23 protein-coding genes and 3 pseudogenes are annotated in these 22913 nt (G+C 59.3%); 13 read left to right on the forward strand and 13 right to left on the reverse strand.

Going from position 1 to position 22913, the window contains the following annotated elements; all coding sequences use genetic code 11:
- The 5 genes and pseudogenes from BG455_RS17560 to BG455_RS17115 form a co-directional block, all read right to left on the reverse strand.
- Positions 1-284 (reverse strand): annotated as a pseudogene (locus BG455_RS17560) (hypothetical protein); the annotation flags it as partial.
- 285 nt (positions 285-569) lie between these two features.
- On the reverse strand, positions 570-1079 hold the full coding sequence (locus BG455_RS08665) for a hypothetical protein (RefSeq protein ID WP_071469601.1): 510 nt from the start codon (positions 1077-1079) through the stop codon (positions 570-572).
- Positions 1079-1966, reverse strand: a complete 888-nt coding sequence (locus BG455_RS08670; protein ID WP_146257654.1) for a minor capsid protein — start codon at positions 1964-1966, stop codon at positions 1079-1081. The genes BG455_RS08665 and BG455_RS08670 overlap by 1 nt, the downstream gene beginning before the upstream one ends.
- A gap of 357 nt (positions 1967-2323) precedes the next feature.
- A pseudogene (locus BG455_RS17670) lies at positions 2324-2427 on the reverse strand (single-stranded DNA-binding protein); the annotation flags it as partial.
- A 139-nt stretch (positions 2428-2566) separates the two neighbouring features.
- Positions 2567-3055, reverse strand: a complete 489-nt coding sequence (locus BG455_RS17115) for a hypothetical protein (RefSeq protein ID WP_071469603.1) — start codon at positions 3053-3055, stop codon at positions 2567-2569.
- Here BG455_RS17115 and BG455_RS08680 point away from each other — a divergent pair.
- The 6 genes and pseudogenes from BG455_RS08680 (at position 3048) to BG455_RS08700 (ending at position 5534) form a co-directional block, all read left to right on the forward strand.
- A complete protein-coding gene (locus BG455_RS08680; protein ID WP_111361278.1) occupies positions 3048-3458 on the forward strand; it encodes an RtcB family protein in 411 nt (136 codons plus the stop codon). The genes BG455_RS17115 and BG455_RS08680 overlap by 8 nt on opposite strands.
- A gap of 104 nt (positions 3459-3562) precedes the next feature.
- Positions 3563-3823 (forward strand): annotated as a pseudogene (locus tag BG455_RS17565) (IS21 family transposase); the annotation flags it as partial.
- Positions 3824-4014: 191 nt separating this feature from the next.
- Positions 4015-4449 carry a hypothetical protein gene (locus BG455_RS08685; protein WP_071469605.1) on the forward strand — a complete coding sequence of 145 codons (435 nt, stop codon included), beginning with the start codon at positions 4015-4017 and terminating at the stop codon, positions 4447-4449.
- Positions 4446-4673 (forward strand): hypothetical protein, encoded by a 228-nt coding sequence (locus tag BG455_RS08690; protein ID WP_071469606.1) that lies wholly within the window; start codon positions 4446-4448, stop codon positions 4671-4673. Before BG455_RS08685 ends, BG455_RS08690 begins: the two co-directional genes overlap by 4 nt.
- Complete coding sequence (locus BG455_RS08695; protein ID WP_071469607.1) at positions 4648-5238, forward strand: hypothetical protein; 591 nt, start codon at positions 4648-4650, stop codon at positions 5236-5238. The genes BG455_RS08690 and BG455_RS08695 overlap by 26 nt, the downstream gene beginning before the upstream one ends.
- Positions 5235-5534 carry a hypothetical protein gene (locus tag BG455_RS08700; protein WP_111361268.1) on the forward strand — a complete coding sequence of 100 codons (300 nt, stop codon included), beginning with the start codon at positions 5235-5237 and terminating at the stop codon, positions 5532-5534. Before BG455_RS08695 ends, BG455_RS08700 begins: the two co-directional genes overlap by 4 nt.
- Here the strand turns inward: BG455_RS08700 and BG455_RS08705 are convergent.
- The 3 genes from BG455_RS08705 to BG455_RS08715 all read right to left on the reverse strand — a co-directional run bounded on the left by BG455_RS08705 (position 5523) and on the right by BG455_RS08715 (position 9020).
- On the reverse strand, positions 5523-6221 hold the full coding sequence (locus tag BG455_RS08705; protein WP_071469609.1) for a hypothetical protein: 699 nt from the start codon (positions 6219-6221) through the stop codon (positions 5523-5525). The two genes, BG455_RS08700 and BG455_RS08705, sit on opposite strands and share 12 nt — an antisense overlap.
- Before the next feature lie 142 nt (positions 6222-6363).
- Positions 6364-7722, reverse strand: coding sequence for a M16 family metallopeptidase (locus BG455_RS08710; RefSeq protein ID WP_071469610.1), 1359 nt, complete (start codon positions 7720-7722; stop codon positions 6364-6366).
- On the reverse strand, positions 7719-9020 hold the full coding sequence (locus BG455_RS08715) for an insulinase family protein (protein WP_084386216.1): 1302 nt from the start codon (positions 9018-9020) through the stop codon (positions 7719-7721). The genes BG455_RS08710 and BG455_RS08715 overlap by 4 nt, the downstream gene beginning before the upstream one ends.
- A gap of 389 nt (positions 9021-9409) precedes the next feature.
- Here BG455_RS08715 and BG455_RS08720 point away from each other — a divergent pair, with 389 nt between their 5' ends.
- Positions 9410-10249, forward strand: coding sequence for a hypothetical protein (locus BG455_RS08720; protein WP_071469612.1), 840 nt, complete (start codon positions 9410-9412; stop codon positions 10247-10249).
- A 171-nt stretch (positions 10250-10420) separates the two neighbouring features.
- Here the strand turns inward: BG455_RS08720 and BG455_RS08725 are convergent, their stop codons facing one another.
- Positions 10421-11590, reverse strand: coding sequence for an alpha-hydroxy acid oxidase (locus BG455_RS08725; RefSeq protein ID WP_071469613.1), 1170 nt, complete (start codon positions 11588-11590; stop codon positions 10421-10423).
- A gap of 63 nt (positions 11591-11653) precedes the next feature.
- Positions 11654-12202, reverse strand: coding sequence for an SRPBCC family protein (locus BG455_RS08730; RefSeq protein ID WP_071469614.1), 549 nt, complete (start codon positions 12200-12202; stop codon positions 11654-11656).
- 156 nt (positions 12203-12358) lie between these two features.
- Here BG455_RS08730 and BG455_RS08735 point away from each other — a divergent pair, with 156 nt between their 5' ends.
- Positions 12359-13024: a GntR family transcriptional regulator gene (locus BG455_RS08735; RefSeq protein ID WP_071469739.1), complete on the forward strand. Its 666-nt coding sequence runs from the start codon at positions 12359-12361 to the stop codon at positions 13022-13024.
- Positions 13025-13034: 10 nt separating this feature from the next.
- On the opposite strand, the gene BG455_RS08740 is transcribed toward BG455_RS08735, so the two are convergent.
- From BG455_RS08740 to BG455_RS08750, 3 genes are all read right to left on the reverse strand, one after another.
- Entirely contained in the window at positions 13035-13718 is a 684-nt protein-coding gene (locus tag BG455_RS08740; protein ID WP_071469615.1) for an ABC transporter ATP-binding protein, read from the reverse strand.
- Entirely contained in the window at positions 13711-14997 is a 1287-nt protein-coding gene (locus tag BG455_RS08745; protein WP_071469616.1) for a lipoprotein-releasing ABC transporter permease subunit, read from the reverse strand. The genes BG455_RS08740 and BG455_RS08745 overlap by 8 nt, the downstream gene beginning before the upstream one ends.
- A 228-nt stretch (positions 14998-15225) precedes the next feature.
- A complete protein-coding gene (locus tag BG455_RS08750) occupies positions 15226-16092 on the reverse strand; it encodes a DsbA family protein (protein WP_084386217.1) in 867 nt (288 codons plus the stop codon).
- Between the two features lie 283 nt (positions 16093-16375).
- On the opposite strand from BG455_RS08750, the gene BG455_RS08755 reads away from it, so the two are divergent.
- The 5 genes from BG455_RS08755 (at position 16376) to BG455_RS08775 (ending at position 22857) form a co-directional block, all read left to right on the forward strand.
- The gene (locus BG455_RS08755) at positions 16376-17584 is read left to right on the forward strand and encodes an N-acetylmuramoyl-L-alanine amidase (RefSeq protein ID WP_245735504.1); all 1209 of its coding nucleotides are present in this window, start codon (positions 16376-16378) and stop codon (positions 17582-17584) included.
- 86 nt (positions 17585-17670) lie between these two features.
- The gene (locus tag BG455_RS08760) at positions 17671-20196 is read left to right on the forward strand and encodes a penicillin-binding protein 1A (protein WP_071469617.1); all 2526 of its coding nucleotides are present in this window, start codon (positions 17671-17673) and stop codon (positions 20194-20196) included.
- A 100-nt stretch (positions 20197-20296) separates the two neighbouring features.
- On the forward strand, positions 20297-21424 hold the full coding sequence (gene prfB / locus BG455_RS08765) for a peptide chain release factor 2 (protein WP_071469618.1): 1128 nt from the start codon (positions 20297-20299) through the stop codon (positions 21422-21424).
- 101 nt (positions 21425-21525) lie between these two features.
- Positions 21526-22296 carry a DUF2189 domain-containing protein gene (locus BG455_RS08770; protein WP_071469742.1) on the forward strand — a complete coding sequence of 257 codons (771 nt, stop codon included), beginning with the start codon at positions 21526-21528 and terminating at the stop codon, positions 22294-22296.
- Between the two features lie 120 nt (positions 22297-22416).
- A complete protein-coding gene (locus tag BG455_RS08775) occupies positions 22417-22857 on the forward strand; it encodes a hypothetical protein (RefSeq protein WP_071469619.1) in 441 nt (146 codons plus the stop codon).
- Positions 22858-22913: the final 56 nt, after the last annotated feature.

The following is a 22913-nucleotide window of genomic DNA, read 5'->3' on the forward strand; positions in this document are numbered from 1 at the left end:
GGCCCTCGGCGGATGCTTACTTTTATTTCGCATATTTTTTCATGTGTCTCCTGCGCGAGACCTGTTTGTTTGTGGTGCGCGTTTGCAGGGGCAATTCCGGGCCGCTCTATGGGGCTGCCCTGCACATTAGGCCAGAGATCGTCGAGCGACAGATACCGCGCGTCATCGGGCCGGCTGAAAAAATCGGACGACACCCGCCCGTTCCGCTCACCCCGGCTCACATCCACCGATCCGCCACCAGCCCGCGTCGGCTGTACCGGATCCAGAACTTCTACAACGCCCATCGGCTATCTCCCGCGACGGGCGCAGGGAGCCACTCTCCCAGCCCTCAACCCGTCGCAAAGGAACCAACCCTGCTCTCACTCTTGAAACCATGCCTCGATTGCAGACGTTCGGGACTGACGCCACGAACCGCCTCCTTGCGGACAAACCGGTCGCACGCCAGTCAAAAGTGAATAGCAGATTGTCTCTGGCGACGATCAGGTACAAGCAGACCTGACATTGATCACAAAACGCCCCTAACAGAGGCTTCACAGTTCTGCCGAAAAAATTACGTAATAGCGAGAAATTCACCAAGTAAACAACTTCGTGTAACACTGGTCGCTTATAAATCGGCCTTGTTTTTTTAGTTGGTTGAAAATCCATAGAGTATTGACGTTCATATCTTTTGAGGCACCAAAGTAAGTTTCCCCAAGATCTTGTGACAGCGTGTGATACAGGTCTGGCTTTTCGATTTCTTTGACCACGCCTGTTTCTTGCGTCCAGATAAATTGAAAATCCGGGCTTGCGTTCTCATACTTAATCCAAGCTGAGCCAAATACTGCCTTTTCGGTGATATGAATCGGAAAAACTTCCTGGCCGATGGCACGTCCATCGGGTTCCCGAATTACTATGACAGGTTTGAAGTACGGGCGACTGAAATCGATATAGGCTTCATATCCAATTTCAGTGCCATTGGGAAGACGGACACAGTCCCCGAATTTAAGTGAATACAAACCTGCCAAGGTGAAGACAGGGATGCCCACAAGGCTCAGAAGACCTAATGAGATAGTCAGTAGCGCAACAAGAATCTTGTGCATTATCTATATCGAATTCTAGCTGGATCAGCATAAATCTGACCTTCCAAGCTTCCCGACCACTGGCCTGTTATGGAGTAAGGCACACCTTCGCGAACGCCCAATCGCTGACGACCATTGGATGGCAAGCCGACCCGTCCACGTAGGTCGTCATGCAATGGCTTGTGAATGTTATCGTACAAGATGCTGCCGGGGCTGTAATCGTCAACCTCGATCCCAATATCCAAGGGATCGGTGAATTCGTCATCCAGATAGAAATCTAAATCACCTTCAATCGTTAGGATGCCGTTTTTCTCGGAGCTTTGTCCAGAAAACGACCCTCCTATCGTCGTATCGGCGATGGCAAACACCACGCCCGTCATGTCGTAGGTGTTCACGAAATTGTAGGAAACACTGCCCGAACGTGAAGTTCTGGCAGCACGAGCAGTTTGCTGTTTGATTGCTTCTCCGCGAAGGTCAATGAACGCTTCTATAATCTTACGGCTATGCCCAATCTCGGGGAGAGTGACACCCCGCCCTCGTCCATTGAAATAATGGTTTACGAAGTCGTTGTTGTCCCAACCTGACTTTGTGCCAATCCCGTCTATAGAAAGTTCAATATACTCAGACACTTCATCAAAAAATGGCCCAGCTGTGCAACGGCAGTTGTAGTCTTCGCCTGGATGCCCACCTTCAGGCGGGTCATCCCATGAGAAAACCTGTCCTTCCCGTTCTACATGGGATGAGCGGACTTTGCCGTCGCGGCATGTTCGCCAGATGTAATGCGTTGTTGGTCGCTCTTGCTTGATCGACCACATAATCGGCGTGCCTTTTCTCAGGTATTCCTGAAAGGCTTTTCTGTAGATGTGTTGATCGACGATCATGGGAGCCTGCGCATAGGAGAAATTCAAACAAAGCTTCCTCCAATGAAGTTAACAAGTTGATAACCAACCGTACGCTCCAGTCAAGAAGGGCCGATCCGCCTTATTGTTCGCAAAATCCAAGCGCCCCAATCGGGCCATCCGGCCACGTGCCTTCCTCGGAAGCTTTACAGTTCCCGGTTGGAAGATAAAGCCCAGTGTTTGCAGTTGACCAATCTGCCAAAAAACCAGCAGGTTCCGCACGCCAGACATTTATTCGTCACGCAGCATTAGTGGTTTCCGGCGCAAGAGTTAGAAGCTGCCGCGCCAATCAGAAAGGTCCGGTTCGGTTAGAGCCGGGGAAACCCGGCTGGTTTCCCCGCCGGGCCCGAGGGGGAGACCCCGTTCTCAGAACGGGATCTCGTCGTCGCGGTCGACCAGCTCGGGGTTTTCGCTCTCGGCCGATTTCGGGCGGCTCGAGGCAAGTCGACCTTCTCGGCGATGATCTCGCAGCTGGGTGGCACTCAACCAAATTTCTGCAATCTCACGTACCGCATCAAGACCACTTTCCAGTTCTCATCTTCTACCGCCACGGCGCGCCATATTTTATTTCGCATGTTTTTTGTGTTGACGGACATGTCGGGAGGCAAGTCAGCATATCTGGATTTTTACCCAATCCAGCCCGAAACGCCCCAGATATTTGCGCAGCCTGTCAGCGTCATTTTGGCTGGCCTTGCCTTGGCGCGAGGTTGCAAACAGTCGACGCCCTGCTGCCGACAGACTGGTGCACTCACGGCAAGCGCGCAGTACAGCGGCCAGTTGTACGCGGTCGAATTCGTCCAGCGCATCCGGGTCCTGCAGGACATCCGCCAGAAGGGCTGCGTCAGCATCCTGGCGCGCGGCGGCCCATTGTGCGCGCAAGCGCGAGATTTCGGCCTGCACCATCGGCAGGGTGATGCGTCCTCGTTCGGCGAGCGTCGCCATGCGGTGGGCCGAGGCGCGCAGATCGCGTAGATTGCCGGGCCAAAGCGTGTTCGGGTCGGCGGCGAAGCGCAGATAGGCGGCTTGGGCATCCGTGTTGAAACCGGTTTTGCGGTCAAGATCGCGCTCGGTCGCCTCGGCGCGCGTGGCGATGGTCACGCATCACGGCTCGCGCGGGCCGGGCGGGTTGCTGTATAAGGCGGGAATGCAAGTAGCCGAGAGTTTCCGCAAGGCGCTTTCCCCCGCGACGCTGAAGCAGAAAGCATGGATCCCGGCCGATAGTAACGAGGGGCTGGCCTATTGGGACGCACTGCAACTCTTGCGCCGCTGGACCAAGGCCAACCATAACGCGCTGCATCAGGTCGTGGTCGAGGCCACGCGCGCTGAGGCGTGCGCGCGCATCTGGAACGAGCATAACTTCGTCTTAAAGCGTGGCGACATGTTCTACCACGCCAAGGGTGCCACGCCAGCCTGGGACAGCTACGCGCAGGATGCCGCGGGGCTGACGCTGGTGCCGCTGAATGTGAGTGCTGGATGTAATCTCCCCAAAAGCGCTGGATGAAATTTCCCCAGTTTCGCGCAGACGCTGATGTTCAGGGGGGCATGCCCCCCTGAACATCAGTCGCGCATAATTCCCCCTGTGAATGCCAAGGGAAAGGCTTGCAGGTGGTTAGACTGAGGGAGATCGTTGTGATCTTGGAATTGAAGCGACAAGGCCTTGGTGTCAGTGCGATTGCGCGACAGACAGGGTTGGACCGCAAGACGGTCAGGAAGTATCTGGATCGGGGCCTTGAGGCGCCGATCTATGGACCACGAGAACCAGGCGCCCGGCTGGCTGAGCGATTTCAATCATATTTGTCAGATCGGCTTGAAGCCTTTCCAGGCCTGTCAGCACGTCGTTTGCATCGTGAGATTAAGGCGATGGGCTGACCAGCCGTGACATCAGCGGCGGGCTTGTCCTGCGCGAAGAGCTTGGCGCGGAAGACGACTTTGATGACGCCATCGCACGGATCAAAGCCCTCGCTACGGTCCATGGCGTCGACTATGACGGGCATGGGGAATGGCTAGGCGAAGACCCCGAGGACGGCGGCAAGGGGCTTGATATCCTGTCCCAGAGGTTGACCAAGCGCACCGGCATCAAGCCCGGTCACGGCTTTGCTTTTGATTTGCCCGATGGGCGGTTCGGCCATGCGATTTATGTCGGCAGTGACCGGATGGGCACTGTTCTGCTCGATATCAGCACTCTGGTCACAGATCAGCCTGCGAGCCCGGATCAGCTGCGTGCGGCGCCGAAGCGCTATCGCCAGCCGATCCTTGTCTGGCATACACCCTTTGCCGTGCGTCTACTTGCGCAGAGCGTGGCTCTGGTCGAATTGCCCCGCGATGTTACGTTTCGGTGTAGCACTTGGGACCCTGAACCGGATATGCTGGCCAAACTTGAGCATCGTTTCGGCGTGACCAACTCAAGCACGCCAGAGGGCTGGAATACCGTGCTCATGGCGATCCTGATGGGCGCGACAGATAGAATTGCGCTCTGGGATCAAGTGACATGAGCAATCTGGACAGAAAAATCCCGCGCTTTGTGCTGGATATTGGGGTCGTCATGGTGCTGACGGGGCTTTTCACATGGGTCATTCTCTTCGGCCTCGCTCGGCTGATCCCCCTGCCAGAAGACAGCCTCGCCCGCGACCTGCGCAATGGGTTGGGGCTGGCCATTGCCATCGTCATCGGCCTGCGCGTCAGCCGCTGGCTTGAACGACATTGGCGCGGGGGGTGATGCGATGTGTACCTTCATCACACTGATCGCGGCGAGCGATGATCTTGCGCGCATCAACGCCATCCTCGCCACGCTGGACCAGCGCGGCTGCGCCCGCCGTGCCGAGCGCGACGATACCCCCAGCCTTCGCCCGCATCTGGCACGGGATGAGCGGGAATATCTGCTTCTCCGCCCGCCTTGTGACTGCGGCACGTTTCTTGGCAATGCGCTGTGGCACAGCACCGACCCTGACGCGGCGCGCGCTGCCGATCTGGCGCGCTACCGCCGCAAGGGCTGGTCCGAGGCGCGGATCGCGCGCGCCATGGCCGACAAGCACCGCGACCGCCCCCCGCGTTCTCATCCGAAAGAGGATGCAGCCTATTGGATTACGCTGATGATTGTGCTTGGCGAAGGGCTGGGACTTTCTCGGCTGGGTCTGATGCATCACTTCCGCAACAGAGACGCCGGACCTGCCCCCGATGTGGTCGCGCGCTGTGAGGCAGGGCCGGTCGCAGACGCCACTGAAGTGCTGGCGCGCATGCCTGATGGGGTCATCCATGATTTCCATATCGTGGGGCGCAGATGAACAGGCCCGATATGCGCCATCTGCTGCCCGCTCTGCGCGACATCGGCTTTCACCTTTGGGATCCGCTGGGCCTGTGCGCGGCATGGCAGGAGGGCGAAGCCATGGCGGATGAGTATGACAGTTACCTGATGCGCGCCTATTCGGCTGCTGTGAATGGCAACGGACGCGAGGTGATTTGCGCCGTGCTGCGTCAGGCCGAGGCCGCGATGGGCCTGCCCGACGCTGGCACGACCGACCGCCACATGACAGTTGCACAGGCCGTTCTGGATCTGGCGGATGACGATCTATTCAGATGATGCTCCGTCATCGCGCAGAGGGCGTCCGTGATACAGATGCTCATAGAGCAGGGTCAGGATGGCAATCCCGACAATGGCAGGGATGAACCATCCGAGGTTTTCGACTAGATAGGCCAGACGAATGTCAAGCGCTGCCACAGTGTCGCCCAGATACGAGATGGCGGTAAACAAACCCATCTCGAGCGCAGCTGTAATCCACAAAGCGCCGGAAAGTGGGGATGTCTTGCGCCAACTCTCAAAGATTGAGCCGGGTTGCCCGATTGCGGTTTCCGGCAGCGCAAGGCTGAGGCGCATAATTCCCCAGCCCATGACGATGCCGAGCGCGGTGAAGATCGCAATCCCAGCGGGCGAAAAGCTGGCTGCGCTTTCGACGCTATGGAAGAGGCCCGGCATGATGATAGCCAGCGCAATGCCGGAGATCAGGCCAAATGGGATTATGATCAAACTCCATGCGCCCAGTAATTTGCCCAGATAGGCCAAGGGCTGGCGCAACCCCAAAGGTGCGATTGGCCCAACCCCATGCGCGTCCAGAACATGACGGTGCCAGAGGATTGCGATTGTGATCAGGCTTGAGATCCAAACTGCCCAGATGGTCAGGATCTGTGACAGCGACGCCCCATTTTCAGGCGCTCCGACATAGGGATCATTCGTATGCCATTGCAGCGGGCCGCGCGTGATTTCACCCATGACCTGCACGCGTATCCATGTGTCGATGGCGAAGGCCAGCAGATAGATCGGCAGGCAGACCCGCAGCGCGAAACTGCGATACTGTCAGACCAGCGCCAGGGCGCGGATGAAGACAAAAGCGCCGGTTTTTGCCTGCATCATCTCAGCAATCCTTCGCGTCTTCCGGACGGGTGATGACACAAGCGCCAGGCAGGGCATCTGCGTCAGGTGATACGGCCATGATCACGAAATCCTGCGCCTCGGGCCAGTGGCCTTGCAGGCGGTTGCGCAGGTCGGTGGCGGGCAGGCTATTGAGCATCTCCAGCATGGTTAGCGAATGGCCGGTGGCGAACGCGTCCAAAGTCGTTTCCAGCTCCATATGGCCCTGATTCATGACGTAGTTGCGCGTTTGCTCAAATGACTCCCGCAGCGGCGCAACGCGGTCCTTGATATCCCCGTCAGGGCCTTTGTCACGAAAGCCCGCGTAAGCATCGCGCACCACATCCACGGCATCGGCCAGTTTGGCAGCCTCCAGAGCGCCAGTCATGAACAGAAAGCGGTTTTCGCGTGTGTAATTGCCGAGTCCGGCGTTGAAGCTGTAGCTGGCGCGCAGCCCGTCGCGCACAGAGGCAAACAGCACGCTGTCCTCTCCGCCGCCAAGCGCCGTGGCAAGGATCAGGTCTTCCAGATCCCCGCCGAGGCGCGTGGCAGGCAGGGGCGCGATGAAGGTCAGATGCGCATCTTCGCTATCCGGCAGGTGCAACAGGATCTGGCGCGGGTGATAGTCCAGCACGATCGCGCGCATCTGAGACTCCCCTTCCGGCAGCCCGGCCAGAAGTGCGTCAAGCCCTGCGCCAGCTTGCTCGGGCGTGATGTCGCCAGTGATCACCACTGCCTCGGGCTGTGCGGTGACAGTGGCACTGTGCCAGGCACGCAGATCCTCCAGCGACAGGTTTGCGAAGGCTTCTGCGTCATCAAGCGACAACATGGCGCGCAGCGGGTGATCCCCGATGATCGCCCAACGCAAGGCGTCAAATCCCTGTTGCGTGGGCTGGGATTGCGCCTCTGCCATGTTCTGGGCGAAGCCTGTGCGAATGCGGGCGAACCAGTCGGGGTCAAAACTGGGCCGGGCCAGATGGGCATTGGCGATGGCGATAGCCTCTGGCCAGTCACCTTTCTTGGCGGCAAGCATGCCGTAAAGGTGGTCAGCCGTGACAGGCAATTCGCCATTGGCATCCATATCGGCAAACCGCTCTACCACCTCACCTGCCGGATAGCCCTCGGCCCCGCCAGCGAGGATAAGCTGTGCCCCAATATATGATGTGGCCGGGTTGCGGCCCTCGGCCCAGATCCAGTCATGGGGCCATGCGGCAATAATGGCGGCATACTCATTGCCCGGCATCTGGATCAGGCGGTAGGGCATGCCATTCGGGCTGGTATGGTCCGAGGCTGTGGGCTGCTGGTCGCTGTCGCAAAATGACAGGCCAAAGACTAGCGGCAGGGCAAGGGCAAAACGGATCATTCCAAAAACTCCTGTGGGGCAATGAAGGCAATGGCCGTGCGACCGCTTTGGGGCAGCGCGGCAAGAAGGGTGTTCAGGCTTTCGCGGGTGATTTGTGGCGGGATCTCTTGCAGCACGCGCTTGGATTGTGGCTCGCGCAGCGCCAAAACACGATCAGTTGTGTAATCGGCCATCCAGCGGCGGGTTTTGTCATGGTCGCCCCAGTCGGGCCAATAGCGGTCCATTCGTGCCATGACGCGCTGGTATGTCGGCGCAGGGATTCCACTGGCGGCAATATCGGCCAGCGTGGCCTCAAACGCGGCGCGCAGCTCTGGCAGGCTGGTGCCTGTATCGGGGCTGGCGTGAAAACGCAGCTCGATATGCTGGGCGTCTATCGGATAGAGATCGATCCGGAATTCGCGTGCGATGCGGGCATCAAAGCGCAACGGCCCTGCCAGCCCGCCGGGCAAATTGGTGTCGAGCATGGCGCGCAGATGGTCCAGCCGCGCTTCCAGCAGATCGAACTGGATGGGCGCGTCCAGCACTACCACCCGCCGCCAGATCATGCGCGGTGCGGCGCTGTCATCGGGGAAATCCACCAGATGCGTGATCTCTGGCCCCATCTGATAATGAAACGTCACAGGGTCCGAATGCCCGCGCTCCAGCCGCAAGCCGATCAGCGCGCGCCAGATCTGCAAGCGCCCGACATCGCCGCGAAAGATGAACACGGCGTTTTCTGGTCGGTGTGTCGCACGGTGCCAGACGCGCGCGGCGTCATAGTCCAGCGCATGAATCTGCGCAGGCGTTCCGATGACCGAAGAGGCCAAGAGCGTGCCCTCATGCAGCACGGCCGAGAGCGCCTCATCCGCGCGGCGGCTGATATCATTGGCAAACATGGCCTGATATTCGCGCTGGATGATCTCGCGCTCTTCTTCGGCAAAGCGCGCCTCAAGCGTAATCGGATCAAAGACCCGCGCCAGCGTCGCGGTCAGTTGGGGCAGGTCTTCGGGCTTGCCTGACAGGCTGTAGAAAACCGCACGGTGGCTGGTCCACGCGCCCGAATGCCGGTCAGGCCCTCGGGCATCCTCGCCAATGGCGCTGTACCACGCCAGATGCTCGGCGTAATGCGCGAGCCCCACCTGCTCATCGGGGTCAAAGGGGCGCGCAATGCGCAAGATCACCTCGGCGCGGCCTGTCGTGTCGGTGGGGGTGATGTGGAAAGCGATCGCGTTGATCGATACGCTCGTTTGGTACGCCAACAAGGCAAGGCCCGTGAAGCCTATCGCCCCCACAGTCAACCATGTTCGGAAACGGGTCATGCATGCAACTCAAAGCGGAAATGAAATGTTCGAAATAATCAGGGTTAACGTCAGAAAAACTGGCGACGACAGCCGGGAAACCAACATGAAGTCAACGGTATAACTTTTTATTGTTTGTTTACAATCCTATTTTTTTGGCGGGCGAGTGGAAGTTAAAATCAAATATATGAAAGTTATAATGTAAATTCTTGGTGAAGATTGTGCCTTGACAGTTCTGCAAAAACTTTCGCACAACCTTTGGGCGTTTTGAACAAGACAAATTTTGAGTGAAAATTACCTTGTATCAGGTTTCGGAATGACTGGCGCTACACGGACTAAACCATGAATTTCTTCAGGACATAATCTCTGCCTATCGCGTGTCGGAACTACGGGCGATGCCAGCTTTTCCTATGCCAGAAATCCCTGACATAGGACGGAATGCCAGCGACGATCAGCACGCGGCTTTCCTTGCGATCGTTCAGCCCGCTGTGCTTGGCGCGTTTCATGAAAGTGCTTCAGTCAAAGCAGCGCTCGCCGAAATTGTGTTTGCCGTCCCAACCGATGACAGCCAACCACCCCACGTCATCGACCATGGCCACGGCCGCTATCCAACCGTGAGTATGGCTTGGAAGAATGATGCCGAGAGCTTGATGCACCTGATGCATGAAGTTTCGCACGCACTGCAGATCAATCTTTCGCAAAGCAACAAAATGCCACCCTTGGCGCGTGAGGTCTGTGCATTCCTGGGTGAGTTATGTTTGATGGCCTATCTCCACCGCTATGGTCCAGCAAGCCTTCTGCCTGCTTTGCTCGACGTGTGGCATTCGCACAATACAAGGTATCTGGGCGAGGATCTGGGGCATTTGTCAGAAGCAATCCTGACCGACTGTGCTGCCTACCATTACCGTCAGAATTACCCGATTGCGCGCCTGATTGCAGTGGATTTGTTCGCCCAACGCCCTGGCCCATGGTTGGAGGCGCTGTTCGCCTCTGGTTCTGACGCCATGACACTTTTGCCCATTGGGCAAATGGCGAATGTCGCAGGACGGCGCGCGAACTACTTGCCCGCCCTGCCGATGAGCGGCGCAGATCAACCGGTACTTGGGGCCTATCGCAGCCTTGGGGCCATGGCGGTTCAATATTTGGGCGCTCTAGGGGCACAGTTTAGATTTTATGCTTATAATAAATGTATGATAGAGAAGCACAAAGAGATTTGGGAGGTGTACCTAACTTGGCCCCCCAAAAGCTAATGTCAATGAACGCCAACCTACCGATTCAAAACAACTTTCCAGTTCTCATCTTCTACCGCCACGGTGCGCCAAGTTTTCAGAAAATTCGTGGCATGAGCGCGCCGGCGTGGGCCGGGGTGCGTGTAGTGCCCCCGCGCCTGCATATGTGCTGGCGCGGGGGGGGGGAAGCGGTTACAACTTTACAGTTGGGTCACCGTAGCCCTTTGGAACATACAGGTTTTGTGGCCCAAGGTTTTTGACATCGGTCTCGCCGCACAGCGCCATGGTGACGTCGAGTTCCTTGTGGATGACTTCCAGCGCCTTGGTGACGCCTGCTTGGCCCATCGCGCCCAAGCCGTAGGTATAGGCGCGCCCGATATAGGTGCCTTTCGCCCCCAAGGCCAAAGCCTTCAGCACATCCTGTCCTGTGCGGATGCCGCTATCGAGGTGGATTTCGACATCCTTGCCCACTGCATCGACAATCGAGGGCAGCATACGGATTGAACTGACAGCGCCATCCAGTTGGCGGCCCCCGTGGTTGGACACGACAATCGCATCTGCACCAATATCTGCGGCGCGGCGGGCATCTTCCGGCTCCATGATCCCCTTGACGATGACCTTGCCGCCCCACCATTCCTTGAACTGCGCGATCCGGTCCCAGTTCAGCGCTGGGTCAAAGGCCTCGGCGGTCCATGTGGACAGCGAGGAGGGGTCGCTGACGCCTTTGGCATGGCCCACGATATTGCCGAAGAAGCGGCGCTTGGTGCCCAGCATCTCCAGCCCCCAAGGGATTTTTGTCATCATATTGGCGATGGATTTCGCGGTCAGCTTGGGCGGCGCGGACAGGCCGTTTTTCAAATCTTTATGGCGCTGGCCCAGCACTTGCAGATCAACCGTAACCACAATGGCAGAACACTTGGCTTCATGCGCGCGTTCGAACAGGCGGCGCATGAAATCATCATCTTTCAGCGTGTAAACCTGAAACCAGAAAGGCTTTGTTGTATGTGCCGCCACATCCTCGATCGAGCAGATCGACATGGTGGACAAAGTGTAGGGCACGCCGAATTTCTCGGCGGCGCGCGCCGCCTTGATCTCGCCATCGGCGGATTGCATGCCTGTCAGCCCGACAGGGGCAAGCGCTACAGGCATGGCAACATCTTCGCCAATCATCTGCGACTTGGTGGACCGGCCCGACATATCGACCGCGACGCGCTGTTTCAGGCGGATATGCGAGAAGTCTGAGGTGTTCTCTCGAAAGGTTTGTTCCGTCCAACTGCCCGATTCCGCGTAGTCATAGAACATACGCGGGGTGCGCCGTTCATAGATACGGCGCAGATCCTCGATATTGGTGATGACGGGCATGCAGGCTCTCCCCCTAAAATTGGTAATAAATGTTTACCGATGCATGGGGGCTGATGCAAGTATTCAGCCTAAGACCCGCTTGATCCAGCTTTTCTTTTGTGGCGCCTCGTCGGGGGGTGGGGGCGTGGCTTCGGCGGGGGGGGTGGTTTCCTGGCCCTCCGCAGGGGGTGGCCCTTCGATTTCTGCCTGAAACCTGTCGAAAAACTCGCCTGCCATGCGGCGCGCAAACCCGTCTACGATGCGGCTGCCAAGCTGTGCCAGCTTGCCACCGACCTTGGCATCCACCTCATAACTCAGCAATGTGCCGCCATTCTCGGCAGGGGTCAGGCGCACATGGGCGTCCCCTTTGGCAAAGCCTGCCGCACCGCCCTTGCCTTCGCCCGACAAGGTGCAGCTTTCCCCCTCAATCACGTCCTTCATCGTCACGATGCCTTTGAACGTGGCTTTCACAGGGCCAACTTTTTGCACGACCACGGCCTCATACCCCTCAGAGGCCGAACCGCTGAGTTCCTGACAACCGGGAACGCAGGCTTTCAGCACGTCTGGATCAAACAGGGCTGTCCAGACAGTTGCGGGCGGGGCCGCGATCTGGCGTTCATCGGACATCTGCATGGCGTGACCTTTCTGGGCAATATGTGTGGTGATGCAGGGTAGGCGATCGGGGCGCGTTGTGAAAGAAGGCTTTGGTCGCATGAACTTTGGTCTTAGGCGGCGCTATGCATGCGGAAGGGAATTGACCAATCCCTAAATTTATGGCCAGCATTTGCGATGCGCGATTTGACAAACCGACCTGGTATTCTAACCGAGCAGCCCACGCAGGCGGCACATGACCGCGTGTATCGGGGGCTGCGCCAGCAGGTCATGCATGGCGAATTGCCGCCCGGTCAGGCACTGACCTTGCGCGGCATTGGCAAGGCTTTTGGCGTCAGCATGACGCCTGCGCGCGAAGCGCTGCGCCGCCTGACGGCCGAAGGGGCGCTGTCGCTGTCAGCCTCGGGGCGGGTGACAACGCCGGAACTGACCAATGACCGGATCGAGGAACTGGCCCAGATCCGCGCGTTGCTGGAACCCGAATTGGGCAGCCGCGCGCTGCGGCGCGCGCATCTGGCGCTGATCGACCGGATGGAAACGATAAACGAGGCCAATGCCCGCGCGATCCACCGGCAAGACCCTGTGGAATATATCCGAACCAATCTGGAATTTCACCGCACATTATATTTGCGCGCCCAAAGCCCTGCCATGCTGGGGTTGTTGGAAACTGTGTGGCTACAGCTTGGCCCCACCATGCGCGCGCTCTATACGCGGCTGCGCCGCACCACAGCGCCGCCCCATCACCGGCTGATACTGGAAGCGCTGCGCGCAGGCGATGATGCGGCGCTGCGCTTGGCCTTGCGCACCGATGTGACGCAAGGATTACGACATCTGCAAGGGTAAGTCCCCGCACTCAGGCGGCGGTGATCTGCCCGTCTTGCAGGCGGACAACACGGTCCATGCGGCGCGCAAGTTCCATATTATGCGTGGCAATCAGCGCGGACAGCCCTGTGTCGCGCACCAGCGCCATAAGGGCTGCAAAAACCTGATCCGAGGTGGCTGGGTCCAGATTGCCGGTCGGTTCATCGGCCAGAAGCAGGCTGGGTTCATTGGCCAGCGCACGGCAGAAGGCCACGCGCTGCTGCTCGCCGCCCGATAGGGCGGCGGGGCGATGCTCGGCGCGCGCCTCGATCCCCACGCGCGCCAGCAGGTCGCGCGCGCGGCTTTCCGCTTTGCTGGCAGGAACCGCATTGGCAAGTTGCGGCAGAACCACGTTTTCCAGCGCGGTGAATTCCGGCAGCAGATGGTGGAACTGGTAGACAAACCCCACCTGACCGCGCCGCGCGGCTGTGCGCGCGCGGTCGCCCAGCCGTGTCATATCGGCATCGTCTATCAGAACCGAGCCGGAATCGGGCGTGTCCAGAAGCCCAGCAATATGCAAAAGCGTGGATTTACCCGCACCGGACGGGGCCACCAGCGCGACAATCTCGCCGCGGTCGATACGCAGCGACGCCTCGCGCAGGACCTGCACCTCGTTCGGTTTTCCCGCGTTGTAGGTTTTTGAAATGGATTGAAGCGACAGGGCACAGTCATTCATAGCGCAACGCCTCTACAGGGTTCATCCGCGCGGCGCGGCGCGCGGGGAAAATCGTCACGATGAAAGACAGCGACAGCGACAGCCCGACCGCTTTCAGCACATCCGCCAGCCGCAATTCCGCCGGTAGGTTATAGATGCCACGGATCGACGGGTCCCAGACCCCCCCGCCAGAGACATAATTCACCAGACTGAAAATCGGGTCGATATACAGCGCGAACAGGCAGCCCAGAATGACGCCTGTAATCGTGCCCAAAACCCCCACACTGGCCCCGCAGATGAAGAACACCCGCAAAACCGACCCTTCGCTTAGCCCCATTGTGCGCAGGATGCCGATGTCGCGGCCCTTGTTCTTGACCAGCATGATCAGCCCCGAGATGATATTCATCGCGGCGATCAGCACAAGGATCGACAGGATCACGAACATGACGTTATCTTCCACATCCAGCGCGCGCAGGAATGCGCCCGCGCTGTCGCGCCATGTCCAGAGCATTGCGCGCTCCCCGCCCGCGCGCAACAGGTCCATGCGCATGGTGTCGATCTGGTCGGGATTGGCGACCATGACTTCCATTTCATCGGCAACACCGTCGCGGTTGAAATAGGTCTGCGCTTCGCCAAAGGGCATATATAGCCGCGTCCGGTCAATGTCATAGCGCCCTGCGGTGAAGATATAGACCACCTCATAGGCCGAAATGCGCGGGCTGGTGCCAAAGGCTGTGCGCGCGCCATCTGGCGAGATAACGCGGATCGAGTCGCCCAGCGAGATATTGAGTTCACGCGCCACACCAGAGCCTATGGCAACCCCGTCATTGAAGCGGGAAATATCGCCCAAGGCTGCCTCGGGGTCGGCAATGCGCGGGATGGTCAGCAGGTTCTCTTGCGAGATGCCGAAAACCTCGACCCCTGTGTTACGCCCATGCGCCGAGGCCATGACCTGACCACGGATCAGGGGCGCAACCCGAGTAACCCCGCGCACGGCGGACAGGCGTTCTGCCATCTCTTCGTAATCGTCGATAATGCGGCTTGTGCGGCCGCTGTCATCGACATGGACCGAGGAATAGATCGTGACATGCGCATTCGCGCCAAGGATGGTGTCAACAAACTCTGCCCGAAACCCCGAGCGCACCGACAAGGTTGCAATCAGCGCGAATACGGCCAGCATGATGCCCAGAAAAGAGATGATGGTCATGGCACTGACGCCACCTTCGGCACGGCGCGCGCGCAGATACCGCCATGCGATCATCCATTCAAAGGCGGCAAAAGGGGGCGTGTGGCCGGTCATGTGCGTGGCTGTCCTGCTCTGGCTTTTGCGCAAACTCATAGCAATGCACGACAAGGTCAAGCACAAAGAAAATAAGGTGCCGGTGGTTTGAACGGCATTTGGCCTGACATGGGGGTATCCCCGCCGGTGCGCGACTGGCAGGGCGAGGGAGTTTTCGAGGCGATACCCCAAAAGAAAATGCCCATCTGTCGCACAGATGGGCATAGGGCAGTGCTGTTGCGTCTAGGCTCAGTTCCGCAGCGACTCGGCCAGTTCAAGCAGCACATCGGCTTCCACATAGCCACGGATCATCTCTGTCTCCATGACGAAAGTGGGTGTTCCGCTAATTTGCAAGCGCTGCGCCAAAGCGCGGTTTTCGGCCAGTATGGTGCTGACGGCTTCGCTTTCCATTTCAGCCACGACCGCGTCAAACTCCAGCCCCAGCACCTGTGCCAGTTCGTCCAGATATTCCGGTGTAACCGGCCCGTCATGGCGGATCAGCGTGTCATTCACCTGCTGATACATGTCATCCCCGCCAAGGCGCAGTGTGGCAATGGCAAAGCGCGATGCCAGCTCTGATTCCGGCCCAAGGATCGGGAATTCCTTGACGATCAGGCGGATACCGGAATCGGCTTCCAGCAGTTCCAGCAGTTCGTCATGCGCGCGTTTGCAAAAACCGCAGCGATAATCCAGAAATTCGACCAATGCGATGTCGCCTTCGGGGTTGCCGCCTACCCATGAATTCGGGTCATTGAACAGGGCTTCCACATTTGCATCAAGGATGGCGCGGTCCATATCGGCCTGCGCTTGGGCACTGCGCTGCTCAAAGGCGGCGACGGCTTCAAAAATCACTTCGGGGTTTTGCAGCAGGTAGCTGCGCACCTGTTCGCCGAATTCGGCATCCACACGCACTGTCTCGGGGGCGGGGCTTGCGCCAAGCTGGGCCAAGACATCTTCCTGCGGTGTGGTTTGTGCCTCGACCTGCGCAGCCGGTGCCTGCTCGCCCACATCCGTGGTCTGCCCGTTGCTACCAGAGGAAGTCAGAACAATAAGCCCGAGTGCGGAGGCTGCAAGGCAGGTTCCGATCAGCGCAGAGTCAGTCAGCGGCAAAGTCATTTGAAAGCTCCTGTATCTACCTTGGCACCGCCTTGGCCGATGGGTCGGCAGCCGGTATATGTTGCGCCTTATAAAGCTTGTGCGTGAGCGGGAATCAACCCTTTCAGCCATGACAATGTGCAATTTCACAAAAGTGATTGCTTTTCTGAAGTTTATTTTGGTGCCGCATGGTTTTCTGCTGCGGGTGTGGTGTGTAAGGGAAACGCTGTTGGGTCAGAGAAGGTGTGTTGTGCGTATCAGGGCAGGGTGGCAGCATGCGCTGTGGGTGATGTCTGGAGTCGTGGTGCTGATTCTGCTGTCTGCCCAAACGGGGGGCGCGCAAAACGGGCTGGGCGCGCAGGCGCGCGTGTTGGAAACGGGCAGCGCCATCCGCGCCAGTCAAAACGCACTCAGCCTTGAACTGGTGATAAGTCAGCCTGTGCCGTACCGGCTGCGGGTGCTGGCAGGGCCGCCACGGCTGGTGATGGATTTCAACACTTTGGATTGGGCGGGGGTCGATCTGGGCGCGCAGGTGCCGCGCAGCCATGTCAGGGCCTTGCGTCAGGGCCAGTTGCCTGACGGCTGGTCGCGTCTGGTACTGGATATGGGGGCGCCTTTCGGCCTTGCCAGTTCCGAGCAACGCATTGATGCCAGCACAGGGCAGGCCGTTATTTCGGTGCAGCTTGTCCGGATGGATCTGGACGCCTTCGAGCGCGCGGCGCAGGATGAGGGGCGCTTCGCCGTGTTAAGCGGTGGCGCATTCCTGCACCCCGAAGCGGCACCGGCACCAGCGGCCCCTGTGGCGCGGCGCAAACCTGTGGTGATGCTGGACCCCGGCCATGGCGGCCTTGATCCGGGTGCGGAACGCGGTGGCATCCGCGAGGCGGATCTGGTTCTGACCTTTGCGCGGCAGTTGCGCGAAGTGCTGGTGCGGCGCGGGCTGTTTGATGTGGCGATGACGCGGGACGAAGATGTGTTCGTGTCGCTTGATGGCCGGATCAGGGCCGCCCGCGCCGCGCAGGCGGATGTGTTCTTGTCGCTTCATGCCGATGCTTTGCCCGAAGGTCTGGCATCCGGGGCTGTCATCTATCTGCTGGGCGACACGGCAAGCGACGATTCCGCCGCCTATCTGGCCGAACGCCATGACCGCGCCGATATGCTGGCGGGGGTCGATCTGACAGGCAATACAGACGAGATTGCGCGTGTGCTGATGTCGGTTGCGTGGCAAGATACTGCGCCGCGCGCGCGCGATCTGGCAGAGTCGCTGGTAGAGGGGGTCGGGGCTGCGGGGTTGCGGTTGCACCGCAGGCCCATTCAGTCCGGCGCATTTACCGTGCTGCGCGCGGTCGATATGCCCTCTGCGCTGGTCGAGCTGGGCTTTATGTCCAGCCCCCGTGACTTGGCCAATCTGCGCGATCCCGACTGGACCCTGCGCATGGCCGAGGCGCTGGCGGACTCGCTGGAACTCTGGCACGAACGCGACATGGCGTTGCAAGGCTTGCGCAGGCGCTGAAGTGTCACGGCGTTGTGCTGCGCCGTGTTTTTGACCTATGGCACAGAAGCCATTATAGTCCGTCAAGTGTTCATACGAGGTATTCAGTGCTCCGAGCGATTCTCTCTTTCTTTGGCGGGCTGTTCAGCTTCGCCATAACCGCCGTGTTTGTCGGTGTGCTGGCCATTGGGGGCGTGTTTTGGTATTATAGCCAAGACCTGCCCAGCCATGAACAACTTGCCAGCTATGCGCCGCCTTCGATCAGCCGGATTTATTCCGGCGAAGGGCGTTTGATTGACGAATTCGCGCTGGAGCGGCGCTTGTTCACCCCGATTGACGATATTCCAGAGCAGGTGAAAAACGCCTTCATCGCTGCCGAAGACCGCAATTTCTATATCCATACCGGATTTGACGCGCGCGCCATCGCAGTCGCGGGGTACGAGGCGATTGCCTCTCGGGGCGAGAATGTGCGCGGTGCCTCCACCATCACGCAGCAGGTCATGAAAAACTTTCTGCTGTCTGGTGACCGCACGGGAGAGCGTAAGATCAAGGAATTGATCCTTGCCAGCCGGGTCGAGGGCACCTTGACCAAGGACCAGATCCTTGAACTCTACCTGAACGAGATTTTCCTTGGCCAGAATTCTTATGGCGTGACTGCCGCCGCCCAGACCTATTTCAACAAGACGCTGGACGGGCTGGATCTGCATGAAGCGGCGTTTCTGGCGGCCTTGCCGCAAGCGCCCTCCAGCTATCACCCTGTGCGCAACCGCGACCGCGTGGTATCGCGCCGCAACTATGTGCTGGGGGAAATGCTGCGCAACGGCTTCATTTCGCAGGCCGAACATGATGCCGCGCGCGCTTTGCCCTTGCTGACTGTGCAATCGGGCGATTTCGAGAGCGCGCGCGCCAACATGCCCTCGCGCGATTACTTCACGGATGAGGTGCGCCGCCAACTGTCCAGCAGCTTTGGCGAAGACGAGTTTTTCGCAGGCGGCCTGTCGATCCGCGCTACCATCGACCCAGAGATGCAGGTCCATGCAGCCCACGCCCTGCAACGCGCGCTGGAACAATATGATCGCGGGCTGGGACGGTTGCGCACCTCGGGTCAAACCATTGCGCCGGAATTGCTGCAAAGCGAAGACCTGTGGCGCACTGCCCTTGCAGAGTTGGAACTGGCGCGCGACGTGACCTTGGGGAACAGATGGTATCCGGCGGTGGTGCTGGATGTCAGCGCCGATACCGCGCGGCTGGGGATCGAGGCGGTTGACGCAGATTACCACGCCCCCCATGTGGTCGAGCGCTCGGATATTTCATGGGCGCGCGGGTCGCTGTCGGACAATCTGAATGTGGGCGATGTGGTCTATGTGCGCCGCGTCACATCAGACAGCGATGGCAGCCATATCCGCTGGTCCTTGCGCCAGATACCGCAAGTGCAGGGCGGGTTCATGGCAATGGATGTGAACACGGGCCGCGTGATTTCCATGCAGGGCGGCTTTTCTTACGAACACTCTGTCTTCAACCGGGCAACACAGGCGCAGCGCCAGCCCGGATCGGCCTATAAGCCATTTGTCTACGCGGCGGCCCTGGATTCGGGGTTCACCCCTGCCACCATCATTGTGGATGCCCCGATAGAGGTGAACACCCCCCAAGGCATCTGGCGGCCCACCAATGCCTCGAACCAGTTCTACGGCCCCACACCAGTGCGCCGCGGGATCGAGATGTCGCGCAACCTGATGACGGTGCGACTGGCGCAGGAAATCGGAATGGATGTTGTCGGCGGCTATGCTGAACGCTTCGGTGTGTACGATCGCGCGCAGCAATTTCTTGCAGCCTCGCTCGGGTCGCAGGAAACGACATTGTTCCGGATGGTCGCGGCTTACGCCATGTTTGCCAACGGGGGCGAGCGGGTGGAACCCACTTTGGTAGACCGCGTGCAAGACCGCTGGGGCGAGACGGTTTACCGCCACGACCAGCGCAATTGCGTGGATTGCGAAGAACGCGCCTTGCCCGCAGGGCGCAGCCCATGGATCGCCTCGCGCCGCGCGCGGGTGATGGATGCGGTCACGGCCTACCAGCTCACCTCGATGATGGAAGGCGTGGTCCAGCGCGGCACGGCGGCGCGCACTGTCAACCTGCCTGTGCCTGCCGCAGGCAAGACCGGCACCACCAACGAGGCGCGCGATGTCTGGTTTGTCGGCTACACCTCTAACATCGTGGCGGGCTGCTATATCGGCTATGACCAGCCGCGCCCGCTGGGGCGCGGGGCAGGGGGCGGCACCATGTGCGGGCCTGTGTTCAATGAATTCATGCAAGAAGCCGTCAAGAAATACGGCGGTGGCCGCTTCCGCGTGCCAGAGGGTGGCTATTTCCTGAAAATCGACCGCGACAGCGGCGCGCGTCTGGCCGATAACGCAACCGGCCCGAATGTCATTTCCGAATTCTTCCGCGAAGGGGTCGAGCCGATCTTCGGTCTGGCCGCAGTAATTGACGGGGGCTTTTCGCTGGGATCAGACCTGCCGATCTTTGCACCCGGCGAAAGCTATGAGGCGCTGCAACGCGAAGATGCAGGGCGCGGCGGCTCTGTCTCTGCGCCAGCAAGTCTTGGCTCAGTCTCGACCGGCGGATTGTACTAAGGCCCCGTCTGACCATGCCTGCCACGGCGCAGCCGCTTGCCCCTTGTGCCGTGCCACGCTATGCACGGCCAGAATACATCCAGACCTATGGTGAATGACTATGCGCTCCGAGACGCTCAGCACGATTGAGGCGATCCGCAAATCTCTGGCCCTGCTGGGCCAGCGAATGGATATCGAGACGGCACCCCACAGGCTGGAAGAATTCGATGCGATGACCGAAGACCCCGATCTGTGGAACGATCCCGCGCGCGCGCAAGCGCTGATGCGCGACCGGCGCATGCTGTCGGATGCGCTGGAAACGCACCGCTCCATCTCGCAAGAGCTGGAAGACCAGATGGGCCTGATCGAACTGGGCGAGGCAGAGGGCGATGCGGAAGTCATCGCCGAGGCAGAGGCCGAATTGGCAAAGCTGGGCAAGGTGGCCGCCGCGAAAGAGCTGGAAGCGCTGCTGAACGGCGAGGCCGATTCGAATGATACGTTCTTGGAAATCAACGCAGGCGCGGGCGGCACGGAAAGCTGCGACTGGGCATCGATGCTGGCGCGTATGTATGTCCGCTGGGCCGAGAAAAAGGGCTACACTGTCGAGATGATGTCGGAAAGTGCGGGCGAAGAAGCGGGTATCCGGTCTGTCGCCTATAAAATCAGCGGGCATAATGCCTATGGCTGGCTGAAATCGGAATCTGGTGTTCACCGTCTGGTGCGCATCTCGCCTTTTGACGGGTCTGCGCGGCGTCACACCTCCTTCAGCTCGGTCTGGGTCTATCCTGTGGTCGATGACAATATCGAAATCGACATCAACCCGTCTGACATCCGCATCGACACCTATCGGTCATCGGGGGCGGGTGGCCAGCACGTCAACACCACCGACTCGGCCGTGCGGATCACGCATATTCCCACCGGCATTGTCACCACATCCAGCCAGAAATCGCAGCACCAGAACCGCGAGATTGCGATGAACGCGCTGAAATCGCGGCTGTATGAAATGGAGTTGCGCAAACGCACAGAAGCGATTGAAGCCGCCCATGATGCCAAGGGCGATGCGGGCTGGGGCAACCAGATCCGGTCTTATGTCCTGCACCCCTACCAGATGGTGAAGGACTTGCGCACGGGCCACGAAACATCGGACAGTCAGGGCGTTCTGGACGGCGCGCTTGACGGGTTCATGGCGGCAACGCTGGCGATGGATGTATCGGGCAAATCCCGCGCCGAGGCGAATGCCGATAGTTAACGGCTCCCAAAGCACCCTTTTGGAAAGATTTTGCTTGCAGGACAGATTGTCGCAGCCCTAACCTGCCCCAAAGCACAGCTTAGGACGGGATGGACGACAAAATGACCCAACAGGCACATCTGCCCCCTTCGGACATACCCGAACCACAAGCAATCGGGGTCAGTGATTTGCGCGTGATCCTGCAAGCAGGGCTGCGCGATTTCATGCGCGCGCCGGTCTATGGAATAGCCTTTTCACTGGTCTATGTGCTGGGCGGATTGATCCTGTATGCAGTGTTTCTGGCATCGGGGCAAAGCTGGTGGTTCATTCCGATCGCGGTCGGCTTCCCGCTGCTGGCCCCTTTCGCGGCGACCGGGCTTTATGAAGTCAGCCGCCGCCTTGAGCAGGGCGAGGCGTTAAGCTGGTCTGCAGTGGCGGGCTGCGTGCTGGCGCAAAAAGACCGTCAGGTTCCGTCTATGGCCATGGTTATCATGCTGGCCTTCATGTTCTGGGTGTTTGTTGCACACACCATCTTTGCGCTGTTCTTTGGCCTGCAACCCATCACCAGTTCAACCACCGACATGCTGTTGTCAGGGCCGGGGCTGATGATGTTGCTGGTGGGCGGCACGATTGGCGGGGTTATGGCGGCGGTCATGTTCGCATTGACAGTTATTTCGCTGCCCTTGCTGCTGGACCGCGAGGTGGATTTCATCACTGCAATGATCACCTCTTTCGGGGTTGTCATGAAGAATTTTGGCCCCATGGTCATTTGGGCAGGGTTGATTGCGGCGTTGCTGTTCGTTGGAATGCTGCCGCTGTTTCTGGGGCTGTTCGTGATCCTGCCGGTTCTTGGGCATGCGACGTGGCATCTGTACCGGCGCGCCCTTCCCTGACACATGGCGAACACATGGCGAAAGTGATTTCGACAGGCCCCAAAGCCCGCGATTATGCGGTGTGGGGCTGGACACTGCGCGCAGGGCAGGGCAATCTGATCACAAAAGAGGGAGTATGTTATGCCCGCAGCGACGCGCCGCAGTTTTTTCGTGACAATTTTCGGGGTAATCGGAACGCTCTGGTTCGCGGTTCACGCAATTGAATATGTCTTTGCGCGCTATTCGGCGCTGGAAGCGGCCTTTTCGCTACCCGCCCCCCTTGGCCTGTCGGGGGTGTTCGAGGCGATGCCGCAATGGGCGGGCATTGCCCTGACAGCGGCAATCTGGCTGGGCCTGCTGGGCGCGTTTTTGCTGCTGCTGGGGGACAGGGCCTCGGTTCTGATCCTGTCCTTTGCCCTGCTGGCGACAGGGGTTGCGCTGGTCTGGGCGGGCATGGCCTATCTGGGGGGCAACCCCGCTGGCATGGCGGTTGACCCGCTGATGTTCATTGGCAGCCAGACTGCGATGACATTCGGGTTGTGGCTGTATTCAAGAACTGCGAAACGCGCGCAGGTTATCTGACCCGCGGTTTTGGCAGGCGCCAATTCAGCGGTCAGGATGCGATTGTAATTTCCGGC

Source organism: Roseinatronobacter thiooxidans (genome assembly GCF_001870675.1).
In the GTDB taxonomy this organism is placed as follows: domain Bacteria; phylum Pseudomonadota; class Alphaproteobacteria; order Rhodobacterales; family Rhodobacteraceae; genus Roseinatronobacter; species Roseinatronobacter thiooxidans.

What these genes read in the sequence shown, in the direction of transcription:
- BG455_RS08705 (WP_071469609.1), bottom strand. Translation starts at nt 6,221, where the DNA reads ATGGGTGAAATCACGCGCGGCCCGCTGCAATGGCATACGAATGATCCC.
- BG455_RS08720 (WP_071469612.1), top strand. Translation starts at nt 9,410, where the DNA reads ATGCCAGAAATCCCTGACATAGGACGGAATGCCAGCGACGATCAGCAC.
- BG455_RS08680 (WP_111361278.1), top strand. Translation starts at nt 3,048, where the DNA reads ATGGTCACGCATCACGGCTCGCGCGGGCCGGGCGGGTTGCTGTATAAG.
- BG455_RS08730 (WP_071469614.1), bottom strand. Translation starts at nt 12,202, where the DNA reads ATGCAGATGTCCGATGAACGCCAGATCGCGGCCCCGCCCGCAACTGTC.
- BG455_RS08710 (WP_071469610.1), bottom strand. Translation starts at nt 7,722, where the DNA reads ATGATCCGTTTTGCCCTTGCCCTGCCGCTAGTCTTTGGCCTGTCATTT.
- BG455_RS08775 (WP_071469619.1), top strand. Translation starts at nt 22,417, where the DNA reads ATGCCCGCAGCGACGCGCCGCAGTTTTTTCGTGACAATTTTCGGGGTA.
- BG455_RS08725 (WP_071469613.1), bottom strand. Translation starts at nt 11,590, where the DNA reads ATGCCCGTCATCACCAATATCGAGGATCTGCGCCGTATCTATGAACGG.
- BG455_RS08745 (WP_071469616.1), bottom strand. Translation starts at nt 14,997, where the DNA reads ATGACCGGCCACACGCCCCCTTTTGCCGCCTTTGAATGGATGATCGCA.
- BG455_RS08715 (WP_084386216.1), bottom strand. Translation starts at nt 9,020, where the DNA reads ATGACCCGTTTCCGAACATGGTTGACTGTGGGGGCGATAGGCTTCACG.
- BG455_RS08735 (WP_071469739.1), top strand. Translation starts at nt 12,359, where the DNA reads ATGCGCGATTTGACAAACCGACCTGGTATTCTAACCGAGCAGCCCACG.
- BG455_RS08740 (WP_071469615.1), bottom strand. Translation starts at nt 13,718, where the DNA reads ATGAATGACTGTGCCCTGTCGCTTCAATCCATTTCAAAAACCTACAAC.
- BG455_RS08770 (WP_071469742.1), top strand. Translation starts at nt 21,526, where the DNA reads ATGACCCAACAGGCACATCTGCCCCCTTCGGACATACCCGAACCACAA.
- BG455_RS08690 (WP_071469606.1), top strand. Translation starts at nt 4,446, where the DNA reads ATGAGCAATCTGGACAGAAAAATCCCGCGCTTTGTGCTGGATATTGGG.
- BG455_RS08700 (WP_111361268.1), top strand. Translation starts at nt 5,235, where the DNA reads ATGAACAGGCCCGATATGCGCCATCTGCTGCCCGCTCTGCGCGACATC.
- BG455_RS08665 (WP_071469601.1), bottom strand. Translation starts at nt 1,079, where the DNA reads ATGCACAAGATTCTTGTTGCGCTACTGACTATCTCATTAGGTCTTCTG.
- BG455_RS08750 (WP_084386217.1), bottom strand. Translation starts at nt 16,092, where the DNA reads ATGACTTTGCCGCTGACTGACTCTGCGCTGATCGGAACCTGCCTTGCA.
- prfB (WP_071469618.1), top strand. Translation starts at nt 20,297, where the DNA reads ATGCGCTCCGAGACGCTCAGCACGATTGAGGCGATCCGCAAATCTCTG.